General features: G+C 35.6%; 21 protein-coding genes. 16 read left to right on the top strand and 5 right to left on the bottom strand.

Annotation, left to right across the window (positions count from 1 at the left end; all coding sequences use genetic code 11):
* Positions 1-224: 224 nt before the first annotated feature.
* The 11 genes from ptrA to AC5LXV_RS12570 all read left to right on the top strand — a co-directional run bounded on the left by ptrA (position 225) and on the right by AC5LXV_RS12570 (position 13,522).
* Positions 225-3,104: a pitrilysin gene (ptrA, locus tag AC5LXV_RS12620; RefSeq protein WP_493466646.1), complete on the top strand. Its 2,880-nt coding sequence runs from the start codon at positions 225-227 to the stop codon at positions 3,102-3,104.
* Positions 3,105-3,204: 100 nt separating this feature from the next.
* Positions 3,205-4,077, top strand: coding sequence for a helix-turn-helix domain-containing protein (locus tag AC5LXV_RS12615; RefSeq protein WP_493466645.1), 873 nt, complete (start codon positions 3,205-3,207; stop codon positions 4,075-4,077).
* 30 nt (positions 4,078-4,107) lie between these two features.
* Positions 4,108-5,388: a 3-phosphoshikimate 1-carboxyvinyltransferase gene (aroA, locus tag AC5LXV_RS12610; protein ID WP_493466644.1), complete on the top strand. Its 1,281-nt coding sequence runs from the start codon at positions 4,108-4,110 to the stop codon at positions 5,386-5,388.
* A gap of 1 nt (position 5,389) precedes the next feature.
* Positions 5,390-6,070, top strand: coding sequence for a (d)CMP kinase (gene cmk / locus AC5LXV_RS12605; protein ID WP_493466643.1), 681 nt, complete (start codon positions 5,390-5,392; stop codon positions 6,068-6,070).
* Between the two features lie 121 nt (positions 6,071-6,191).
* Complete coding sequence (gene rpsA / locus AC5LXV_RS12600; protein WP_110433085.1) at positions 6,192-7,874, top strand: 30S ribosomal protein S1; 1,683 nt, start codon at positions 6,192-6,194, stop codon at positions 7,872-7,874.
* 99 nt (positions 7,875-7,973) lie between these two features.
* Positions 7,974-8,264, top strand: coding sequence for an integration host factor subunit beta (gene ihfB, locus AC5LXV_RS12595; protein WP_086359459.1), 291 nt, complete (start codon positions 7,974-7,976; stop codon positions 8,262-8,264).
* Positions 8,265-8,496: 232 nt separating this feature from the next.
* Positions 8,497-10,779: a DNA internalization-related competence protein ComEC/Rec2 gene (locus AC5LXV_RS12590; protein WP_493466642.1), complete on the top strand. Its 2,283-nt coding sequence runs from the start codon at positions 8,497-8,499 to the stop codon at positions 10,777-10,779.
* 63 nt (positions 10,780-10,842) lie between these two features.
* Positions 10,843-11,856 (top strand): tetraacyldisaccharide 4'-kinase, encoded by a 1,014-nt coding sequence (lpxK, locus tag AC5LXV_RS12585; protein ID WP_493466641.1) that lies wholly within the window; start codon positions 10,843-10,845, stop codon positions 11,854-11,856.
* A complete protein-coding gene (locus tag AC5LXV_RS12580; protein ID WP_493466640.1) occupies positions 11,853-12,032 on the top strand; it encodes a Trm112 family protein in 180 nt (59 codons plus the stop codon). Before lpxK ends, AC5LXV_RS12580 begins: the two co-directional genes overlap by 4 nt.
* 29 nt (positions 12,033-12,061) lie before the next feature.
* Positions 12,062-12,826, top strand: coding sequence for a 3-deoxy-manno-octulosonate cytidylyltransferase (gene kdsB / locus AC5LXV_RS12575; protein ID WP_493466639.1), 765 nt, complete (start codon positions 12,062-12,064; stop codon positions 12,824-12,826).
* Positions 12,827-12,829: 3 nt separating this feature from the next.
* Positions 12,830-13,522: a DUF2461 domain-containing protein gene (locus tag AC5LXV_RS12570; protein ID WP_493451306.1), complete on the top strand. Its 693-nt coding sequence runs from the start codon at positions 12,830-12,832 to the stop codon at positions 13,520-13,522.
* Positions 13,523-13,585: 63 nt separating this feature from the next.
* Here AC5LXV_RS12570 and AC5LXV_RS12565 read toward each other — a convergent pair whose 3' ends face one another.
* The 3 genes from AC5LXV_RS12565 to yjcZ form a co-directional block, all read right to left on the bottom strand.
* Positions 13,586-14,248 carry a MarC family NAAT transporter gene (locus AC5LXV_RS12565; protein ID WP_110433091.1) on the bottom strand — a complete coding sequence of 221 codons (663 nt, stop codon included), beginning with the start codon at positions 14,246-14,248 and terminating at the stop codon, positions 13,586-13,588.
* A gap of 113 nt (positions 14,249-14,361) precedes the next feature.
* Positions 14,362-15,258: a DMT family transporter gene (locus AC5LXV_RS12560; protein WP_493466638.1), complete on the bottom strand. Its 897-nt coding sequence runs from the start codon at positions 15,256-15,258 to the stop codon at positions 14,362-14,364.
* A gap of 77 nt (positions 15,259-15,335) precedes the next feature.
* Positions 15,336-15,383: a sporulation protein YjcZ gene (yjcZ, locus tag AC5LXV_RS12555; RefSeq protein WP_493446459.1), complete on the bottom strand. Its 48-nt coding sequence runs from the start codon at positions 15,381-15,383 to the stop codon at positions 15,336-15,338.
* Positions 15,384-15,404: 21 nt separating this feature from the next.
* Here yjcZ and AC5LXV_RS12550 point away from each other — a divergent pair, with 21 nt between their 5' ends.
* A complete protein-coding gene (locus AC5LXV_RS12550; RefSeq protein WP_493466637.1) occupies positions 15,405-16,190 on the top strand; it encodes a helix-turn-helix domain-containing protein in 786 nt (261 codons plus the stop codon).
* Between the two features lie 101 nt (positions 16,191-16,291).
* On the opposite strand, the gene AC5LXV_RS12545 is transcribed toward AC5LXV_RS12550, so the two are convergent.
* Positions 16,292-16,819 (bottom strand): single-stranded DNA-binding protein, encoded by a 528-nt coding sequence (locus tag AC5LXV_RS12545; protein WP_493466636.1) that lies wholly within the window; start codon positions 16,817-16,819, stop codon positions 16,292-16,294.
* A 215-nt stretch (positions 16,820-17,034) separates the two neighbouring features.
* On the opposite strand from AC5LXV_RS12545, the gene corA reads away from it, so the two are divergent.
* From corA to AC5LXV_RS12525, 4 genes are all read left to right on the top strand, one after another.
* Positions 17,035-17,976: a magnesium/cobalt transporter CorA gene (corA, locus tag AC5LXV_RS12540; RefSeq protein ID WP_493451311.1), complete on the top strand. Its 942-nt coding sequence runs from the start codon at positions 17,035-17,037 to the stop codon at positions 17,974-17,976.
* Between the two features lie 205 nt (positions 17,977-18,181).
* Positions 18,182-19,141, top strand: coding sequence for a glucokinase (locus tag AC5LXV_RS12535; RefSeq protein ID WP_493466635.1), 960 nt, complete (start codon positions 18,182-18,184; stop codon positions 19,139-19,141).
* A gap of 22 nt (positions 19,142-19,163) precedes the next feature.
* Positions 19,164-19,412 carry a YcgL domain-containing protein gene (locus tag AC5LXV_RS12530; protein WP_493466634.1) on the top strand — a complete coding sequence of 83 codons (249 nt, stop codon included), beginning with the start codon at positions 19,164-19,166 and terminating at the stop codon, positions 19,410-19,412.
* Complete coding sequence (locus AC5LXV_RS12525; RefSeq protein ID WP_110433097.1) at positions 19,409-19,831, top strand: YcgN family cysteine cluster protein; 423 nt, start codon at positions 19,409-19,411, stop codon at positions 19,829-19,831. The genes AC5LXV_RS12530 and AC5LXV_RS12525 overlap by 4 nt, the downstream gene beginning before the upstream one ends.
* A 27-nt stretch (positions 19,832-19,858) precedes the next feature.
* Here the strand turns inward: AC5LXV_RS12525 and AC5LXV_RS12520 are convergent, their stop codons facing one another.
* On the bottom strand, positions 19,859-20,416 hold the full coding sequence (locus AC5LXV_RS12520) for a YggT family protein (protein ID WP_493466633.1): 558 nt from the start codon (positions 20,414-20,416) through the stop codon (positions 19,859-19,861).
* Between the last annotated feature and the right edge of the window lie 20 nt (positions 20,417-20,436).

Below are 20,436 nucleotides of genomic sequence, written 5' to 3'. Positions count from 1 at the left end.
TTAAACTGATAATGATAGTTTAATTGTATCTTTTGATGGCTGATTTTAACTTAAAATCGGTTCTTGCTGTAATAATCTCTTCAATTAATAAAGCTGTAAATAATCATTCTTCAACATATCTTAATATTCTTAGATTTTGACTATAATTTTGTAATCAAAATAATAACTTATTCTTTTTACATCATATTTATATTATACTGTCTTTCAAATTAGGCGAGAATTCTATGAATAATATGAAAACAAGAACACTATTTTTTACCGCATTAACCCTTTTCACTATCAATACTTCATTAGCTATTGAAAATAATCATGAACATGCTGTTTTATTGGATAAAGTACACCAAAGCGAACGAGACGATCGTCAATATGAAGTGATTGAACTTGATAACAAAATGCGCGTTTTATTAGTTTCTGATCCCAAAGCAACTAAATCACTCGGTTCTATCGCCTTGCCAGTTGGTTCGTTATATGATCCTGTCCTGCAACAAGGCTTAGCCCATTATACTGAACATATGGTGCTTATGGGATCGAAAAAGTATCCTCAACCATCCAGTTTTACCGAATTTCTAGCTCGACATGCTGGTAACTATAACGCGTCTACTAGCGGTAATCGCACCGCATTTTTCTTTGAAGTTGAAAATGGGGTAATTAATACTGCGTTAGATTATTTAGCAGATGCGATTGCCGAGCCAATTTTTGACCCTCAATTTGCTGATAAAGAGCGTAATGCGGTTAATGCAGAGATGACGTTGTATCGTTCAAGTGACGGTTTTAGAATTCAACAAGTTGACTCTGAAACGATTAATCCTAACCACCCTTCATCACAATTTTCTGGTGGCAATTTAGAAACGTTACGAGATAAAGATAATAGTAAACTACAAGATGAGCTAGTTAATTTTCATGATAAATATTATTCCGCCAACATTATGGTTGGGGTGATTTATAGTAATCAATCTATCAAAAAGTTGCAGAAGTTGGCGGAAGCTACTTATGGTAAAATTCCGAATAAAAATATAGTTGTTACGCCAATTACTCAACCAGCCATTACTCAGGAATATACTGGGAAAGAAATTACGATAGTACCAGCCCAACCGAGGAAGATGTTGTCTTTAAAATTTCCGATTGATAATGATATCAATAAATTTTCTGATAAGACCAATGAGTACTTGATCTATCTAATAAGTAATAATAGTAAAAATACCTTAGCTGATCAGTTACAAAAACAAGGTTTGGTTGAAGCTATTCAAGCAACGAGTGATAGTCAATATTATGGTAATAGCGGCACCTTTAATATTAATGTCATTTTAACTGATGAAGGCTTGGCGAAAAAAGATATGGTGATAGCCGCTATATTTAATTATTTACAATTAATTGAAAAGCAGGGTGTTTCAGATGCTTATTACGACGAAATAAAGAAAATTTTTGCTTTATCCTTTAAATATAAAGATGTTAACCGTGATATGTCTTATGTAGAGTGGTTATCTGATCAGATGCTACTTTATCCAGTTAAAAATGTTTTAGATTCTGATTATGTTGCTGATCATTTGAATAAAGAAGCAATCATCAAGCGTATTCAGAGTTTTACTCCGGAAAATGCTCGAATTTGGTTGATTGCGCCAAATCAAACCACTGATAAAATCGCTTATTTTCTTAATGCACCTTATAAAGTTGCTAATATCACCGATGAATTAAAAACAACTTGGACAGATTTGGGTAAAGCCTTTTCATTTAGTTTGCCAGAGTTGAACCCGTATATTCCTGATAATTTTAATATTGTTAAACAAAACGATGATCAGACTCAACCCGCGACATTTAGTAAACGAGGTAATCATATCCATTTTGTTAGTCGTCATTTTAGTCAAGACCCTAAGGCTGTGATTGCAGTTTCGTTACGTAATAATCAAGCGTTTAAAGATGCAAAAACATCAGTAGCTTTTGAGTTGCTTGATTACATTGTGAGTCGTGATTTAACCCAGTTACAATTCCAAGCAGGTAATGCGGGGATGTCGTTATCAACTGGGCGTGATAATGGTTTGATGATTACCGCAAATGGTTTTAATCAACATTTACCGGAAATGGTTTTAGCCATCCTTAATAGTTATCGCCAAGTGACTATCGATGAACAAAATCTAGAGTTAGCTAAATCATGGTATTTGCAACGTCTTGATGGAGCAGACCATTTTGAAAGTATACGTTTAGCAACAGAGCCAGTGCTTGCATTATCCAAAATGCCACACTATTTTGAACGAGATGATAGACGACAAATTACTCATAATATTACGGTAAGTGATGTTCAAGCTTATCGCGATAATTTGATGACGCAATCAATTCCTTATATGATTAGTTTGGGTAATCTTTCAAATGAAGACTCATTAGATCTTTACCATGCTGTGCAAAAGACCTTAAGACGTGATGTCGAGTTTACGCCGTTTGATGATATCAAACTTAAAACTACATTTAGTGCGAGAATAACCCAACAAGCAAAAAGTACCGATAATGCGTTGTTGATGAGCTATTTTCCAACTAATTATGATCCAATTAAAGGTCAAATGGTTGGCTATACTTTAGCTAACATTATGTCACCTTGGTTTTTTGATCAACTGCGTAGCCATGAGCAATTAGGTTATATCGTTGGTGTTTTTCCATTTTATATCAGTGAATCAGTAGGATTAGGCTTTGCCGTTCAGAGTAATCAGTATGATCCAGACTATTTATTAAAACGTTATCAAGCATATTTTCCAACGATGTTAACTAAATTAGAAGCATTATCTAATGATGATATTGAGCAGTATAAAAGAAGCATTATCGAAGAGCAGACTATGCCGCCACAATCGTTAGATGAAGAGTTTGAACGTTTAATATCAGACTATCGTTTATCTCGTTTCCAATTCGATTCGCGTGATAAGAAAATAGCGCAACTTAAGCAGCTTACTAAAGAAGATTTGGTCGATTTTTATAAAAGTTCGGTTATTGATCAAAAAGGTTTGGTAATCGCATCGCAAGTTTTAGGCCAACCTGAGGAAGGTACAAAACAACCTGAAGCGATTACTGATTTTACTGAATTCAACAATGCTTCATCATTACAAGATGAATTGTTGAAATAAGATACTCAAACATAGATTCAACCTGAAATATCATTACATTGAATTGGCATCGTACTCACCATATGGTACACTGCCAAAATCCCAATAGTTTGAGTATATTATGATTACTGGATCGATTGATTATTGTGCTATCGGACAGCGATTGCGAGCTTATCGCATCGCTGCCTCTCTTAGAGCTGAAGAGGTTGCTGAAAGTCTTAGGATCTCAAGAGCTGCGGTTTACCGTTTAGAAAAAGGCGAGATCGTCAAAATTGAAACACTTGAACGATTAGCTTCGTTATTAGATACATCATTTGCTAGTTTACTTGGCATTGATACCGAATATTATTCAAGTGGTGATGGTTTTTTTGAGCGAATGCGTCAACTCGAAGAGCAATCCACCCATATTTATTCGCATTTTGACCCTTTTTCTTTTTTGTTAACTTCCCCCGATTATTTGTCTCATTTGGGGATGATGTTAAACGAATCAAGCGAAAAAATTGAAGCACACAAATATGCGACTTCTTTAGCTATTTTAAATGAACGTAAAACCCAATTTTATCAATCTGTCCCCAAAGTTATCAATTTAATTAGCTTACGTAATGTTGAACGTTTTTTGCATATCGGTTTGGTAGGTAATCTAACTATTTCGCCAGGCAGAAAGTCGGAAAGAATGGTGTTGGCTCGAAAAGAGGTCTATCATTTAATCAAATTAATTGAAGATCAAGCTTATGCACCAACAATTGCAATAACTCAACAAGCTATTCCATCTATTGCTTTCCAAATATTTTACCAACATGATAATGCTTTAGCGTTGGCTATGAGCCCGTTTAGATTAGGTGAATTACCTAATGTGACTACGGGTATCGCTTCAATTACATCATCAGAAGATGCGATTAAGCGTTATCGTCATTTATTTGATAAGTTGTGGCAAGATAGTGCTAAAGATCAGCAAGCGATAGATTTACTAAAAGCCACCTTAGATAAATTCTAAAGAATATTGAAATTACTAAAGAGAGTTACTATGTTATCTTTAACATTACAACCGATAAAAAAATTTTCTGGTACGATTAATTTACCTGGTTCGAAAAGTGTTTCAAATCGTGCATTACTTTTGTCTGCACTTAGTCAGGGGAAAACGCGATTAACTAATTTACTTGATAGTGACGATGTGCGCTATATGCTTGATGCTCTAAAAGCGTTGGATGTCAACTATCAACTATCAAGTGATCGAACAATTTGTGACATTGAAGGAGTAGGTGGCAAATTACATTCTGCTCATCCGTTAGAACTATTTTTAGGTAATGCAGGAACGGCGATGCGTCCGTTAGCTGCGGCACTTTGTTTAGCGGATAACAATATTGTGTTAACTGGCGAACCACGTATGAAAGAGCGCCCAATTGGTCATTTGGTCGATGCGTTGCGTCAAGGGGGCGCTAAGATTGATTATCTTGAAAATGACGGCTACCCCCCACTGCATATTCATGGTGGTTTTACAGGTGGTAAGATTGCGGTTAATGGTTCAGTATCAAGTCAATTTTTAACTGCACTTTTAATGGCAGCCCCGTTAGCTACCAATGATACTGAAATTACCATTATTGGTGATCTGGTATCTAAACCTTATATTGATATCACAATTAAGATGATGGCGATGTTTGGTGTGTCAGTTAGCAATGATCGCTATCAAAAATTTATCATTAAAGCCAATCAAACTTATCAATCTCCGGGGCACTATTTGGTTGAAGGTGATGCCTCTTCTGCCTCATATTTTTTAGCCGCAGCGGCAATTAAGGGCGGAACGGTGCGTGTAACCGGAATTGGTAAAAAGAGTCTGCAAGGTGATACCCAATTTGCCCATGTGCTAGAAAAAATGGGCGCCAAAATTACTTGGGCCGATGATTATATTGAATGTACGCGTGGCGAATTAAATGGCATTGATATGGATATGAATCACATTCCTGATGCGGCAATGACGATAGCAACTACTGCGTTATTTGCTAAAGGTCCTACCACTATTCGCAATATATACAATTGGCGAGTTAAAGAGACTGATCGCTTATCAGCCATGGCAACTGAGCTACGTAAAGTTGGGGCAACAGTAGATGAAGGCGACGATTATATTACGATTATTCCTCCGGCTACACTCAACCATGCTGATATTAAAACTTATAATGATCATCGTATGGCAATGTGTTTTTCATTAGTTGCACTTTCTGATACGCCAGTCACTATTTTGGATCCGAAATGTACGATGAAAACATTTCCTGACTATTTTGAACAATTTAAACGATTAAGTGAAATATAACATGACGAATAAAATTCCAGTTATTGCTGTTGATGGACCAAGTGGTGTTGGTAAGGGTACTTTGTGTCAGGCGTTAGCTAATCATTTTAATTGGCACCTTTTAGATTCGGGTGCGATTTATCGTGTACTGGCACTTTCTGCTTTACAACAAAATATTGCTTTAGATGATACAAAACAGTTAGCAACTTTGGCTTTAAGCCTGCCACTGACGTTTGATAGCAATAGTGATGATGTCAAAGTATTATTAGATGGCGTGGATGTTTCACGTGAAATACGTACCGAAGAGACAGGAGGAGCCGCTTCAAAAGTTGCGTCAATCAATGAAGTAAGAGTAGCTTTGTTGCAGCGACAACGTGACTTTAGACAGTTGCCGGGACTGGTTGCTGATGGTCGGGATATGGGTACAGTGGTGTTTACTGACGCCCCAGTTAAAATATTTCTTGATGCTAGTGCCCAATCAAGAGCAGAAAGAAGAATGAAACAGTTGCAAGATAAGCAAATTCATGCTAAATTCGGCGAAATTTTGCAGGAGATAACTGCCCGTGATGAACGCGATCGTAATCGTGCCGTTGCGCCGTTAAAACCTGCGGTTGATGCATTAATAATTGATACCACATCACTTTCAATTCAAGATGTTTTTAATCAATCTATTATGTATATAAAAGAAAAAATTGCGTTGTGAGTATCTATTAAAACTTGCTACGTGAACCAAGCTCCATTGCAAGGATGAGTGGAGTATTATAAACAACCCCACAGGACAGGATGTAATGTGGACGTTAAATTTAACTTAAGTAAATAAAAATATGACTGAATCTTTTGCTCAACTCTTTGAAGAGTCTTTAAATCAACTAGACACTCGTTCTGGTAATATGATCCATGGTACTGTCGTTGCAATCGACAAAGATGTTGTTTTAGTTGATGCTGGTTTGAAATCTGAATCAGCAATTCCAGTAGAGCAGTTTAAAAATGCCCAAGGCGAATTAGAAGTTCAAGTTGGCGACGTTGTTGACGTTGTGCTTGACTCAATTGAAGATGGCTTTGGTGAAACAATCTTATCTCGTGAAAAAGCTAAACGCCATGAAGCGTGGCTAACATTAGAAAAAGCAGTTGAAGATGCTGCAACAGTTTTAGGTGTTATCAATGGTAAAGTTAAAGGTGGCTTTACGGTTGATCTTAATGGCGTTCGTGCGTTCCTACCTGGTTCGCTTGTTGATGTTCGTCCATTACGCGATACTTCTCACATTGAAAATAGAGAAATCGAATTAAAAGTTATTAAATTAGATCAAAAACGTAACAACGTAGTAGTTTCTCGTCGTGCAGTAATTGAATCTGAAAATAGCGCAGAAAGAGAACAACTTCTTGAAAATCTACAAGAAGGTTCTGAAGTTAAAGGTATTATCAAAAATCTTACTGATTACGGTGCATTCGTTGATCTTGGTGGGGTTGATGGTTTACTACATATCACTGATATGGCTTGGAAACGTGTTAAACACCCAAGTGAAGTGGTTGAAGTTGGTCAAGAATTACTTGTTAAAGTACTTAAATTCGATAAAGATCGTTCACGTGTTTCTCTTGGCTTAAAACAATTAGGCGAAGATCCATGGGTTTCAATCGCTAAACGTTACCCAGAAGGTACTAAAGTAACTGGTAAAGTAACTAACTTAACTGATTACGGTTGTTTCGTTGAAATCGAAACTGGTGTTGAAGGTTTAGTACACGTTTCTGAAATGGATTGGACTAACAAAAACATTCATCCATCTAAAGTAGTTAGCTTAGGTGATGAAGTTGAAGTTGTAGTTCTTGAAATTGATGAAGAACGTCGTCGTATCTCTCTAGGTCTTAAACAATGTAAACCAAATCCATGGTTACAATTTGCTGAATCACACAATAAAGGTGATAAAGTTAGCGGTAAGATCAAATCAATCACTGATTTTGGTATCTTCATTGGCTTAGATGGTGGTATTGATGGTTTAGTTCATCTTTCTGATATCTCTTGGAATATGCCAGGTGAAGAAGCGGTTAAAGCTTATAAGAAAGGTGATGATATCGAAGCTGTTGTTTTACAAGTTGATGCAGAACGTGAACGTATCTCATTAGGTATCAAACAACTTGAAGATGATCCATTTAATAGCTTTGCATCTAACTTCAAAAAAGGCTCAATTGTTAAAGGTAAAGTAACTGCAGTTGATGCTAAAGGTGCAACAATCGAAATTGCCGAAGGTATCGAAGGTTACTTAAAAGCACAAGATATTGCTCGTGAACGTATTGAAGATGCAACTACTGCATTAAACGTTGGTGATGAAGTTGAAGCGAAGATTGTTAATATCGATCGTAAAACTCGTGCAATTTCTTTATCTGTACGTGCTAAAGATGAAGCTGATGAGAAAGAAGCACTTGCTGCTGTAAATAACACTGCAACTCCAGAAGATGCATCATTTACTAACGCAATGGCAGAAGCATTCAAAGCTGCATCAAAAACTGAGTAAAAAATATTTATTGAAAGAGTAAAGAGGGCTTGCCCTCTTTTTCTTTTGTGGTATAAAATGAATAAATTATATACTACGTAAATTAAATTAGGAGTGACCATGAACAGATCCGATTTAGCAGAAAAAATAGTCAACTGGCGGGCACACCTTCCAGTGCAACTAGTAGATGATGCTGTTAGAGATATTATTGAGCAAATCGCATTAGCGATGGAAAGTAACGATCGTGTTGAAATTCGCGGATTTGGTAGTTTCAGCTTAAATTATCGTGCGCCACGTAAAGCAAGAAATCCTAGAACAGGTGGGAATGTTGAAGTTAAACACAAATATATTCCTCACTTCAAACCAGGGAAAGAGCTACGTGAACGCGTAAATAATGCGGCTAAAGCTTAATTTAAATTTAGTTATAACCAAAAAGCCTTTGAGTAAATTCAAAGGCTTTTTTGTTGGTGATGATTTTATAAATCAATTTTTTCAAATAAAAATGAAAGGATAATTTATAAATTGGAATAGAGCTCTAAAATTAGCGCTAAATTAAGTTGTAAAAAATCTATCTATGCTAGATTGACCATATAGTTAATGGTAGATGTAGACGTTAATGCGACATGGTTGTTCAATAGATTTGATGGCAATAGCAGTTTCATTAGGATGCTTGCCATTAATGTTTTTGTCATGGTTACCGAGTGATATATGTTGGTTTACTGTAGCTTCGATTGCCATTATTTTCGCGGTAAAATTTAAGGGTTATTTTATTGTCGTTGCGATGTTTGCACTAAGCTTTGTTTGGTCGACAGCTACAGCAAAGCATTATCTTAGTTCAATTGAGCCGTATATTGATCAAACATTAGCGGTTACTGCGAAAGTTGAAGGTATTAATACGCAAATTTCTTCGCAGTTCAAAACTGATCCCATTAATCCCCATTATGTCAAATTTTCAATTATCAGTATTACCGAACAACCTTTGTTGTCGCCAATACCGGTGGCAATCTATTGGGATCAACCGGAATTAATTAAAGCCGGCCAAATTTGGCAATTAACCATAAAAACTAAAGCTGTGCATAGCTATTTAAATGAAGGTGGATTTGATAATCAACGTTTTGCTATAGCAAATAAATCAATATTAAAAGCTAAAGTTAGCAAAGCAGTTCTACTCACAGATAAGACCGATCTTCGACAAATTATAGTCGATAAATGTCTATTCTATATAGATTTATTCAGTTATCGCGATATTTTATTAGCGCTAGGTTTTGGTGATCGTTCGCAAATGGAAATGAATCATCGAATAATTATGATGCAAACTGGTGTTGCTCATTTAATGGCGATCTCCGGAATGCATATTCTATTAGTCTTCTCTATTAGTTATATATTAACCAAAGGGTTAGTTTTTTGTTTGCCGCAGCGCTTTAACTACTTTTTACTACCCATCATCATCGGATGGTTAGTTAGTCTAAGTTACACTTGGTTAACCGGATTTAATCCACCAGCCCTTCGCGCCATTTTGGCTTTATCGATGTGGATATATTTACGTTATAAAAATAATCAGATAAGTGCTTGGCAAAAAATTAATCGTATCATTGCGTTACTGTTAATTATTGATCCGTTAATGATACTGTCAGAAAGTTTTTGGTTGTCTTGTTATGCTGTCATCAGTTTAATTTTCTTGTTTGATTGGCTACCTCTACCTAAAACAGTAAAAAGTAAAAAACGCTGGTATCTAATTCGGTTATTACATTTACAATTTGGTTTGACGCTATTATTACTACCTATCCAATTATATGTCTTTCATGGCATCAGTGCTGTTTCATTAGTTAGTAACTTAATTGCCATCCCTATTATCTGTATAATTACTTTTCCATCAATTTTATTAGCACTATTATTTAGTTTAACAAACTGCTTTTATATTACCTTGTGGTTATGGTTCATTGCTCAAACTTCACTTGAATGGTTGTTTTATTGCTTAGATTATTTAAATCTTATGTGGTTAAATATCTCAATGGATTTTTACTTTCTCAGTTTATTCGGCTGGTTAACCTTAATAGTAATAAGAACAGCTGTTTGGCGACGCTTTAGTTTTACTCTTTTGAGTATTTTAGTTATTGCTCTTTCACCATTTTATAAACAACCTGAATATTTATGGCGTATGGATATGTTGGATGTAGGCCATGGTCTGGCCATTGTGATCCACAATGGTCAATCAGCTGTTTTATACGATACCGGTGCCAAATGGGTAAATAACTCAGCGGCAGAACAAGTGATTATACCTTTTCTGCTATGGCATAATCTGCAAGTTGAGGGGATTATTATCAGCCATAGCCACAATGATCATATTGGGGGATTAAGCTATTTACAACAACGTTATCCTAATGCTTGGCTTATGAGCTCATCTTCAAGTTTGCAAAATAATTATGATTGTCTAGCTAATCGTTATTTGTATTGGAAAAATTTGCAATTTAAAGTGTTATGGCCAACGAAATTAGTCAATAACCCCGATAATGCCGATTCATGTGTAATTCAGATTACTGATGGTCGATTTTCAGTATTGTTAACTGGCGATTTGGAACGCAAACAGGAGTATGATTTAGTGTTACAACATAAGCAAGCATTATCCTCAACTATATTACAGACTCCGCATCATGGTAGTAATACTTCATCGAGTTATCCATTTATAACCTACGTTAATCCAGTTAATGCCTTGACTTCAACTTCACGTTATAACCCGTGGCACCTTCCTGCCAATAAAATCACAGATCGCTATAAAGAGCTAAATATTAATTACTATGTTACGGCAAAAGAGGGGCAGATAAGTCTATTTTTTTATCCTACATCATGGCAACAAAAAACCATGCGCCACGATCTTTATCCAAGATGGTATCATGATTGGTTTGGTAGTTTACCGTTTTATGAGTAAAATAACCCAACTACAGTGCGATTATATATGGGTATAAAATGATAAAGATTAACGAGCGAGATTATGATTGAAAAACTATGGTATGGTAAGAATAGATCATTTTGGTTGCTGTTGCCCTTTTCATTGTTATATGGGTTGATTACTTTTTTCCGTCGTCTGCTATATAAACTAGGTATTTTTAAATCATGGCAATCTCCAGTACCAATTATTGTCATTGGAAATTTATCGGCGGGTGGTAATGGTAAAACACCACTGGCGATTAGTCTAATTGAAGCGTTGAAGGCTAAAGGGTTAAAAGTCGGACTTGTTTCACGCGGTTATGGCGGAAAGGCTGATCACTATCCGTTGCTCTTAGATGAAAATACTAGCACCAAGCAAGCTGGTGATGAACCCGTGTTAATTTATCAACGGACACATGTCCCGGTTGCTGTAGCACCAAAACGGGTTGATGCAGTAAAAGCATTATTAGATTCACATCAATTAGATGTCATCTTAACCGATGATGGTTTACAACATTACGCTTTGGCGCGTGATATTGAAATTGTGGTAGTCGATGGTAAGCGCCAATTTGGCAATGGTTGGTGGATACCCGCTGGACCAATGCGAGAAAGAAGTAGTCGTTTAAAATCGGTTGATTTAATCATTATCAATGGTGACAGTTCGCGGGATTTAGTCAATCAATATCCAGATAAAACTTACACCATGCAATTAACCCCCGGTCATGTAGTCAACCTTGCTACCAATCAGCAATGTGAATTATCGGCCTTACGTCATATTTGTGCTATCGCTGGTATCAGTAATCCAAAGCGTTTCTTCGATATGTTAATTGCCATGAAAGCAGATTTGCTGCATACCGAATCTTTTGCTGATCATCAAAATTTTAGTTTGCCGTTATTAGAGAAAGTGGTTGGCAATAATCAAACTCTCTTAATGACTGAAAAAGATGCAGTAAAATGTCGGGAATTTGCGTTAGCTAACTGGTGGTATTTACCGATTGATGCGACAATACCAGATCAAGTCATTGAGAAGATTTACTCCCTATTTAAAGAAAAAAAATCACAAAGAGAAAAAAAATGAAACAGCTTCTATTAACTGCTATTGCTTGTCCTAAATGTCATGATCAATTGGAATATGATAAGCAACATCAACAACTAAATTGCCAAAAAGATCAGTTGGCTTACCCGATTAAAGATGGTATTCCGGTGTTATTAGCCAGTGAGGCAAAGCCATTAAATCAATCTCATAGTGATTAAAAGAATAGACAAAGTTTAGAGGTAATTTTATGAGTTTTACGGTAATTATTCCTGCAAGATATGCTTCAAGTCGTCTACCAGGAAAACCACTTGCTGATATTCACGGCAAGCCAATGATAATTCGGGTTATGGAACAAGCACAAAAGTCGTCGGCTAATCGAGTTATTATTGCAACCGATCATCAACAAGTTTTTGATATCGTGAAAAGCTACGGTGGAGAGGTAATACTCACTAGCGATAAGCATAATTCAGGTACGGAAAGATTAGCAGAAGTTATTAATACTTATAAATTTACAGATGATGAAGTGATTGTTAATGTTCAAGGTGATGAGCCATTAATTCCGCCAATTATCATCGATCAAGTTGCTGAGAACTTAGTGAATTATAAAACCGGCATGGCAACTTTAGCGGTACCAATTAACAGCATTGAAGAGGCGTTTAACACCGGAGCTGTAAAAGTAGTAATGGATAAAGATGGTTATGCACTATACTTTTCAAGGGCGACTATTCCTTGGGAGCGTGATCGTTTTGCGAAATTAAATGAACAGGGCAAGGTAGATGAAATTGGCGATTTCTATTTACGTCATATTGGGATCTATGCATATCGAGCTGGTTTCATTCGACAATATATTCAATGGACGCCTTCAGCTTTAGAGCAAATTGAGATGTTAGAACAATTGCGTGTGCTATGGTATGGCGAAAAAATTCATGTTGCGGTGGCTAAACAACCTCCAGCAATTGGTGTTGATACCCAAGAAGATTTACAAAAAGTAAGAGCATTATTTAAGGAGTAGAGGATGGCAAATTTTACTGGTTTTACCCAAGCTGGCTTAAATTTTTTACAAGATGCCTGGATTAATAATAGTAAGGTTTGGTTTGATGAGCATCGTGCTATTTATGATAATGATTTGATCAAACCTTTTAGGTTGTTAGTCGAGCAGTTAACACCAACCATGCTTAAAATTGATGAGTGGTTAGAGACACGTCCAGCAATCGGTAAAACTATATCGCGCATTCATCGTGACACCCGATTTTCGAAAGATAAATCATTGTATCGTAGTCGCTTGTGGTTAACTTTCAAACGCCCTAATCGTGATTGGCAAGAAGCACCAGCCTATTTTTTTGAAATTAGTTCTGATAGCTATCGCTATGGATTGGGTTATTATTGTGCCTCCAAACAGACTATGGATATCTTTCGAGAAGAAATATTAAACGATAGCGAGAAATTTCTGAAAGTAATTCGTTGTGTGAAAAAACCATTTGAATTAGTTGGCGAGAGTTATAAAAGACCATTAATCAAAGAACAAGATGAAAAAATATCGACATGGTACAATCGAAAAAATCTTGCTGTGATGGTAACCAATCAGCATATTGAAGATGTCTTAACCGGTGATTTACCGGATATACTTGCTAAAGGTTTTAAACAATTGGTACCACTATATGATTATTTAATGCGGGTCGAAATGATAAAAAATATTCCCAAATTGTAATTATAATAGAGTTAAAAATCATGGGTAAAACATATATTAAAAACTTAGATTAAAAAAGTTTTTTTAAATATTTGGAAAGTTTAAAACTAACTCTTTAACGCCATTTATTACAAACTGGGTGCCGACACAAACCAATAAAAATCCCATAATTCTAGAAGTGGCTTCAATGCCACTTTTACCCATAAAGCGCATAATACTACCAGCGCTACGCATACAGAACCATAAAATAATACATAATAATAATGGGACAAGGATTGATGATGTATAAACCACCCAAGTTGATACGTTATATCCACCACTTTTTACGGTTGAAGCCATACTGATAATCATCGCAATGGTACCGGGGCCGGCAGTGCTTGGCATAGCGAGTGGCACAAACGCGATATTATTTGATATTTCTTTCTTTTTCTCATCCGCTTCTAAGGTTTTGTGTGAAGGTTGTTGTGGAAATAGCATTCTAAAACCGATAGTGCCGACAATCATTCCGCCAGCGATACGTAATCCAGGAATCGAAATACCGAAGGTACTCATGACTAACTGTCCGCAATAAAATGAGACAATCATAATGATAAAAACATAAATACAGGTCATTTTTGACTGGTAATTACGCTCTTCATTGGTCATATCGCCTGATAGACCTAATAACAGTACAACCGTAGTCAAAGGATTAGTTAATGGTATAAACAAGATTAAACCAAACCCGACAGTTTGTATAAGTTCTAACATATATCGAATCTAAATTATCACAGTAGTTTTAATTAAGTATATATGAAATATATAAAAAAGATACATTAACTGTTAGGTTAAAACTAAATAAATATTAGCGCAATAGTGGTTAGTTATGCATCTTTATCTGAAGCTTTCATTTTAAACAACGGTGCTTTTAAGTTTTGTGCCAGTATTATGCCGATAAAAGACATACCACCGCCAATTAAATGGTAACTACACAGTGTTTCATGCAAAAATAGTATTGAAATTATAGCAGTCATAACCGGGGTTAAATTTAAGAAAAGGGCGGTTTTATTGGCACCCAATTTTTTTATCGCTATAATCCAAACAAATGGCGCAATGATTGAAGCCGGAATACCCGCATAAAGTACTAGCCAAACATTGTCAGAATTTATAGTTAAATCATTACTCATTAAAAAGCCGGGCAATAACATTAATGTACCAAATAAAATTTGAACATAGACTGAGTGCCAATTTGTGATTTTCATTGTCCATTTTTTGGTTAATACCCCATAAAGCGCATAAGACAAGGCTGCCAGTAACATTAAAATCTCACCTTTACCAATTCCAAGTTCGAGCAGTCTAGTTGGCTCACCACCACTAATCAGCCAGATTAAACCAATAAAAGATAAAATACTGCCAATTAGCACTCCTTGAGTGGGAGGTGTTTTTAAAATGAATATACTTAATAGGATAGTTAACAAAGGAATAAAAGACATAATAATCCCCATCGTTAACACACTAATTGTTGCTGCGGCATAATAAGCAAGGCATTGATATAAAGCCATACCAAGTAAGCTAAGCACCATCAATTTTAGAACTTGAGGATAGATTTGCTGTAAATCCTTAATAATTCCTTTTAAAAAAAATGGGGTTAATAAAATAAGTGCCAAAAGCCAACGGTAAAAAGAGATAACCTCAGGTTCAATTGCACTGACCGATAATTTATTGACAACTTGATTGCCAGCCCAAATTAATACTGCCATCAATGGGTATAAATAAGCCATATATTTTCTTATGTAAACAATAGTAATAAATAATTCGCTGTAGTTTAACTTGTCTTAATTTATAAACATCACTAGAATCAGACAAAAAGAACTATTATAAGACAAAAAGAACTATTATAAGACAATCTTAATACTATCTAATTACTATGAATTTAAAATTTCAAACGAATTTAAATGATAAGCAATCTAAAAGATTTATGTTCCTTCATGATGAAGCATTTAATGCAGATACTGAATATTCTTCTCATCAGCATAATTGGGGGCAAATTATCTGCGTCAAATCAGGTATTTTTGTCTTAAACGTTCAAGGACAAAGATATTTGGCTCCTTCAGGATTTGCATTATGGATCCCGCCATATACCGAACACGCATGTTACAACCAACAATTAACTAGGTTTCGGACAATTAATATTACTGATTGTCAAGTTATGCCTAATTACACCTGTTTGTTTGGTTTAAATAAAATCAGCCATGCTATTATCGATTCTTTCTTTGAGCGAAATATTTTGCAGCCAGAGAGTGAACAAGATCTGCGTTTAGCACAAGTGTTAATCGATCAGCTCCTAGTAGAATCTAACCTTACTCTCTATTTGCCAAGTTCTAACGATAAATATTTAGCCCCTATATTAAAAGAGTTAGAATTAAATCCGGCTAATAATAAGACCCTTGAACAGTGGGCTCAAACAGTATTTACCACCGAACGAACCCTTGCGCGACGTTGCCAACAAGAATTAGGTATGTCATTTAGACTGTGGCGCCAACGGTTAAGATTTTTATATAGTATCTCCCTTCTAGAAAAAGGTAAATCGATACAAGATATCGCTTTTTCGGTGGGTTATACTTCAGTATCCGCTTTTATTACTATGTTTAAAAATATCTCAGGGGTAATACCTGATCTTTACCGTTCTAACACCGGTTTTAAAAAAAGTTAAACACAATAAGTTGTCGTTATTTTAGATAAGTATTGTAAGAATATGAATTGAAAAAGGCGTAATTAATACGCCTATATAATATAGAATTGAATAAATAGCCATTAAAATGGAATGTCGTCATCGAAATCCATTGGTGGTTCAGGCATAGTTGGTTGACTTGCTGGTGTTTGGTTAGCTGATGAAGCACGTTGAGTGGTAGGCATAGCCGGTGCCGAGGAGGTATTATTGGCACTTTGTCCCCAACTTTTTGAACCTTCAGTGTAAGCATCACCACCAGAGCGGCTTCCTAAAATTTGTAATGTACCACCAATAGGGTTGATAACAACTTCAGTCGTATAACGATCTTGGCCTGATTGATCCTGCCACTTACGAGTTTGTAATTGTCCTTCAATATAAACAAGTGTACCTTTTTTAATGTATTCACCTGTAATCTCAGCTAATTTACCGAATACGACAATTCGATGCCATTCAGTTTTATCGCGGTTCTCTCCAGTTTGTTTATCTTTCCAACTTTCTGATGTTGCAACACTAAAATTTGCAACAGCGTTACCATTTGGCATGTAACGAATTTCTGGATCTTGACCTAAATTACCAACTAAAATGACTTTATTAATTCCTCGGTTTGCCATTATAGACTCCTAACAATTGCATAGATATATAATTGGACTATTGTAACATGAGACAGCAATAACATCATCGAATTTAATCCAAAATTGGAACTTTGTATCCAAATTATTAAAATAGAGAAAGATTGGCTTAAACATAGGAATTTTTGCCTATAACGAGTATAATGCCAGCCATTTGTAGATGTTATATCTTAAACATTTTTCCTGCTGGAGGCCTTATGATTAATGCGTTTGGACTGAAGAACAAACAATTAGTGAAAATTAATGAAGGCGATATTAAGAATGCGATCTGGATTGACTTGATCGAGCCAGAAGAAGCGGATCGTGAAGTCATTTTGACCAATTTAGGCCAAAATTTAGCAACAAGTATTGAACTTGATGATATTGAGGCATCAGCCCGTTTTTTCGAAGATAATGAAGGATTACATGTTCACTCCTTCTTTTTTTATGAAGATGCTGAAGACCGAGCTGGTAACTCAACTGTCGCTTTTACTGTGCACAATGGGCGTTTATTTACCCTGCGTGAACGCGATTTACCGGCGTTTCGCCTATACAGAATGCGCTCTCGTTATCAAGGGATGAACGATGGAAATCCCTATGAAGTTCTATTAGATTTATTTGAAGTCAAAGTTGAACAGTTAGCCGATCAAATCGAAAATATTTATAGTGAGCTTGAAGAGTTAAGTCTGATAATTATGGATCGCTCTGCTCAGGAACATTATGATGAAGCGATTACCTCCTTAGCTGAACTTGAAGATACGGCTTGGAAAGTGCGTCTTTGTTTAATGGATAGTCAACGTGCGGTCAACTATTTAGTTCGTCGTGCTAAGATGCCAGTTGAACAATTAGAGCAGGCGCGTGAAGTTATTCGAGATATTGAATCATTGGTGCCACATAATGAGTCACTATTCCAAAAAGTTAACTTTTTAATGCAAGCCGCTACTAGTTTTATCAATATAGAGCAAAGCAGAATCATTAAGATTTTCTCGGTTGTCTCAGTGGTATTTTTACCGCCTACAGTGGTGGCATCAGCGTATGGTATGAACTTTGAACACATGCCTGAGCTGAAATGGGAATATGGCTATCCTTTATCCTTATTGTTGATGTTACTAGCTGGTGTTGCACCTTATATTTACTTCAAACTCAAAAAATGGTTGTAGTTGATGGTTGTAGTTGATAGTTTGTCGTTGAACACTTCAAATATTATCCGCTAGCCTTTAGTTAGCGGTAATTGGGCAAGCAAATTCATTTAAAGCAAACTAGTTAAATCATTTCAAATAGTCCATAATATTACTAATGTTGTTTGAATATTTATTGAACTAAAGTTCATATAGAAAGATTTTATTTTTTAAAAAAGGGAATAACATGAGTCAATATGCACTAGTTACCGATATTGGTGGAACCAATGCCCGTTTTGCACTTTATGATTTAGTCACTAATGAATTATCTGCAATAACTAAAGTTCTCATATCAAAAGATGATGTATTACTCGAATTAATTAAATCCTACTTAAACTCACAATCAGAAACTGTTGATATGGCTTGCATTGCTATAGCTTGCCCAATCGATGAGGGTGATCTGATTGAAATGACCAATAATAATTTATCATTTTCTCGTTCTGAACTGATTAAAGAGCTTAAGTTAACTAAATTAGAAGTAATTAATGACTTTACGGCAGTTTCAACATCTATCCCTCGACTATCAGCGGACGATGTCATTAAAATTGGTGGTGAAGAACCTAATCTCAATTATCCAATTGCAATTTATGGTGCTGGAACTGGTTTAGGCGTTTCTCATTTAGTAAAAGTCAACGAAAACTGGATCAGTTTATCCGGTGAAGGTGGCCATACCGAACTACCTATGGTTAATGAAGAAGAAGATCGAATTTTAGCCCAATTACGTAAAAAATTTGGTCGAGTCTCTTGCGAACGATTTTTATCGGGTAATGGTATTGTTAATATTTATCAAGCATTATTACAGATCAACAATCAACCAATTGAAGAGATCACGCCAGATATTATTGTCAATAAAGCATTATCAAATAGCTGTCCGATCTGCTTAGCAACTTTAACGCATTTTTGTACTTTTATGGGGCGATTTGGTGGCAATTTAGCGTTGACGCTTAATACTCAAGGTGGTGTGTATATTGCTGGTGGCATTGTACCTAGATTTATTGAATTCTTTAAATCATCACCATTTAGAGAAGCATTTGAATATAAAGGACGAATGTCTTTTTTAGTTAAAAAAATTCCTGTTTATGTGATTATTCATAAAGATCCGGGATTATTTGGCGCAGGTGTTTATTTACAAAATAGCCTGAAATAATTGAGGAGTAAAATTTAATTTTATGATGTGGTGTTATATTTATAGAAGTACCAAAAAAGAAAATTGTTATCTTTACATGGAGCAAGAGAATGATTTCTCCCATATTCCGGAAAAAATCATGACAATTTTCGGCACACCAGTTTTTGTGATGAAAGTATTACTTGATGGTAAACGACGTTTTGTTGTCGGAACCGCACAGGAAATAGAGGAGAAGATAAAAGCGGATGGATTTTTCTTACAAATGTTAAAAGAAGATGATTTTAAAGTATGATTGAACCATTTTGGGAATATAAAACGTTAGATCAAATGAGCGATGACGAGTGGGAACAACTCTGTGATGGTTGTGGTCAATGTTGCCTAAATAAATTAATGGATGAAGATACCGATGAAATCCTCTACACCAATGTGGCATGTAATTTACTAGATTCAAATACCTGCCAATGTCGACATTACCATAATCGCTTTGATTATGAACCTGATTGTATCAAGTTAACCCGCGAAAATTTACTGACAATTGAGTGGTTACCATTGACTTGCACTTATCGTTATTTTTCAGATACAGGACAATTACCCGAATGGCACCCATTAATAGTTGGTAATAAAAAAATGATGCATAAATTGAAAATATCGGTTAAAAACCGAATTGTTTATGAAAAAGATGTCATTTGCTGGGAAGATCATATTATTTAAAAGAGAGCCTAGGCTCTCTTTTGTGTTTTATAGCATTAACCACAAATTGCCAAGAAAATCGATAGCTAATAAATTTAGAAACATCAATATAAAAACAAAAATCATAAATGAAATATCAATAATACCGATTGGTGGTATGATACGGCGAATCGGTGCAATGAGTGGCTCAGTTAATTGCGCAAGTAATTCATCAGTAACCGATTGTCCCCGGCTAACCCAACTTAAAATCGCTCTAAATAATAGTAACCAAAATATTAAATGTCCGATGGCATGCGCCATTGCAGCCAAAGCGAATAGTAGGTAATAAGGGGTAAACAGTGGTGCATTAATTAGTTGAAAACGGGAAATAAAGATAATTTTAAGTAAAGCTACCCCATAAAAAAGGATCCAAGTTGCGGTATCGATACGCCCAATAGAAGGGATTACTCTTCGCATTGGACCAATAATCGGTTGGGTAATACGTACAATAAATTGGGTAAAAGGATTATGAAAATTTACCCTCGCATGCTGCATCCACAAACGTAGAATCAGTACGTACAAGCTAATAGTAAAAATAGCTCTTCCTAAGAAGATTAACGAAATCATTTGATACTCCTGAAATAAAA

The organism is Gilliamella sp. LMG 34359, assembly GCF_984569085.1.
This window is presented reverse-complemented; position numbering and strand designations above follow the sequence as displayed.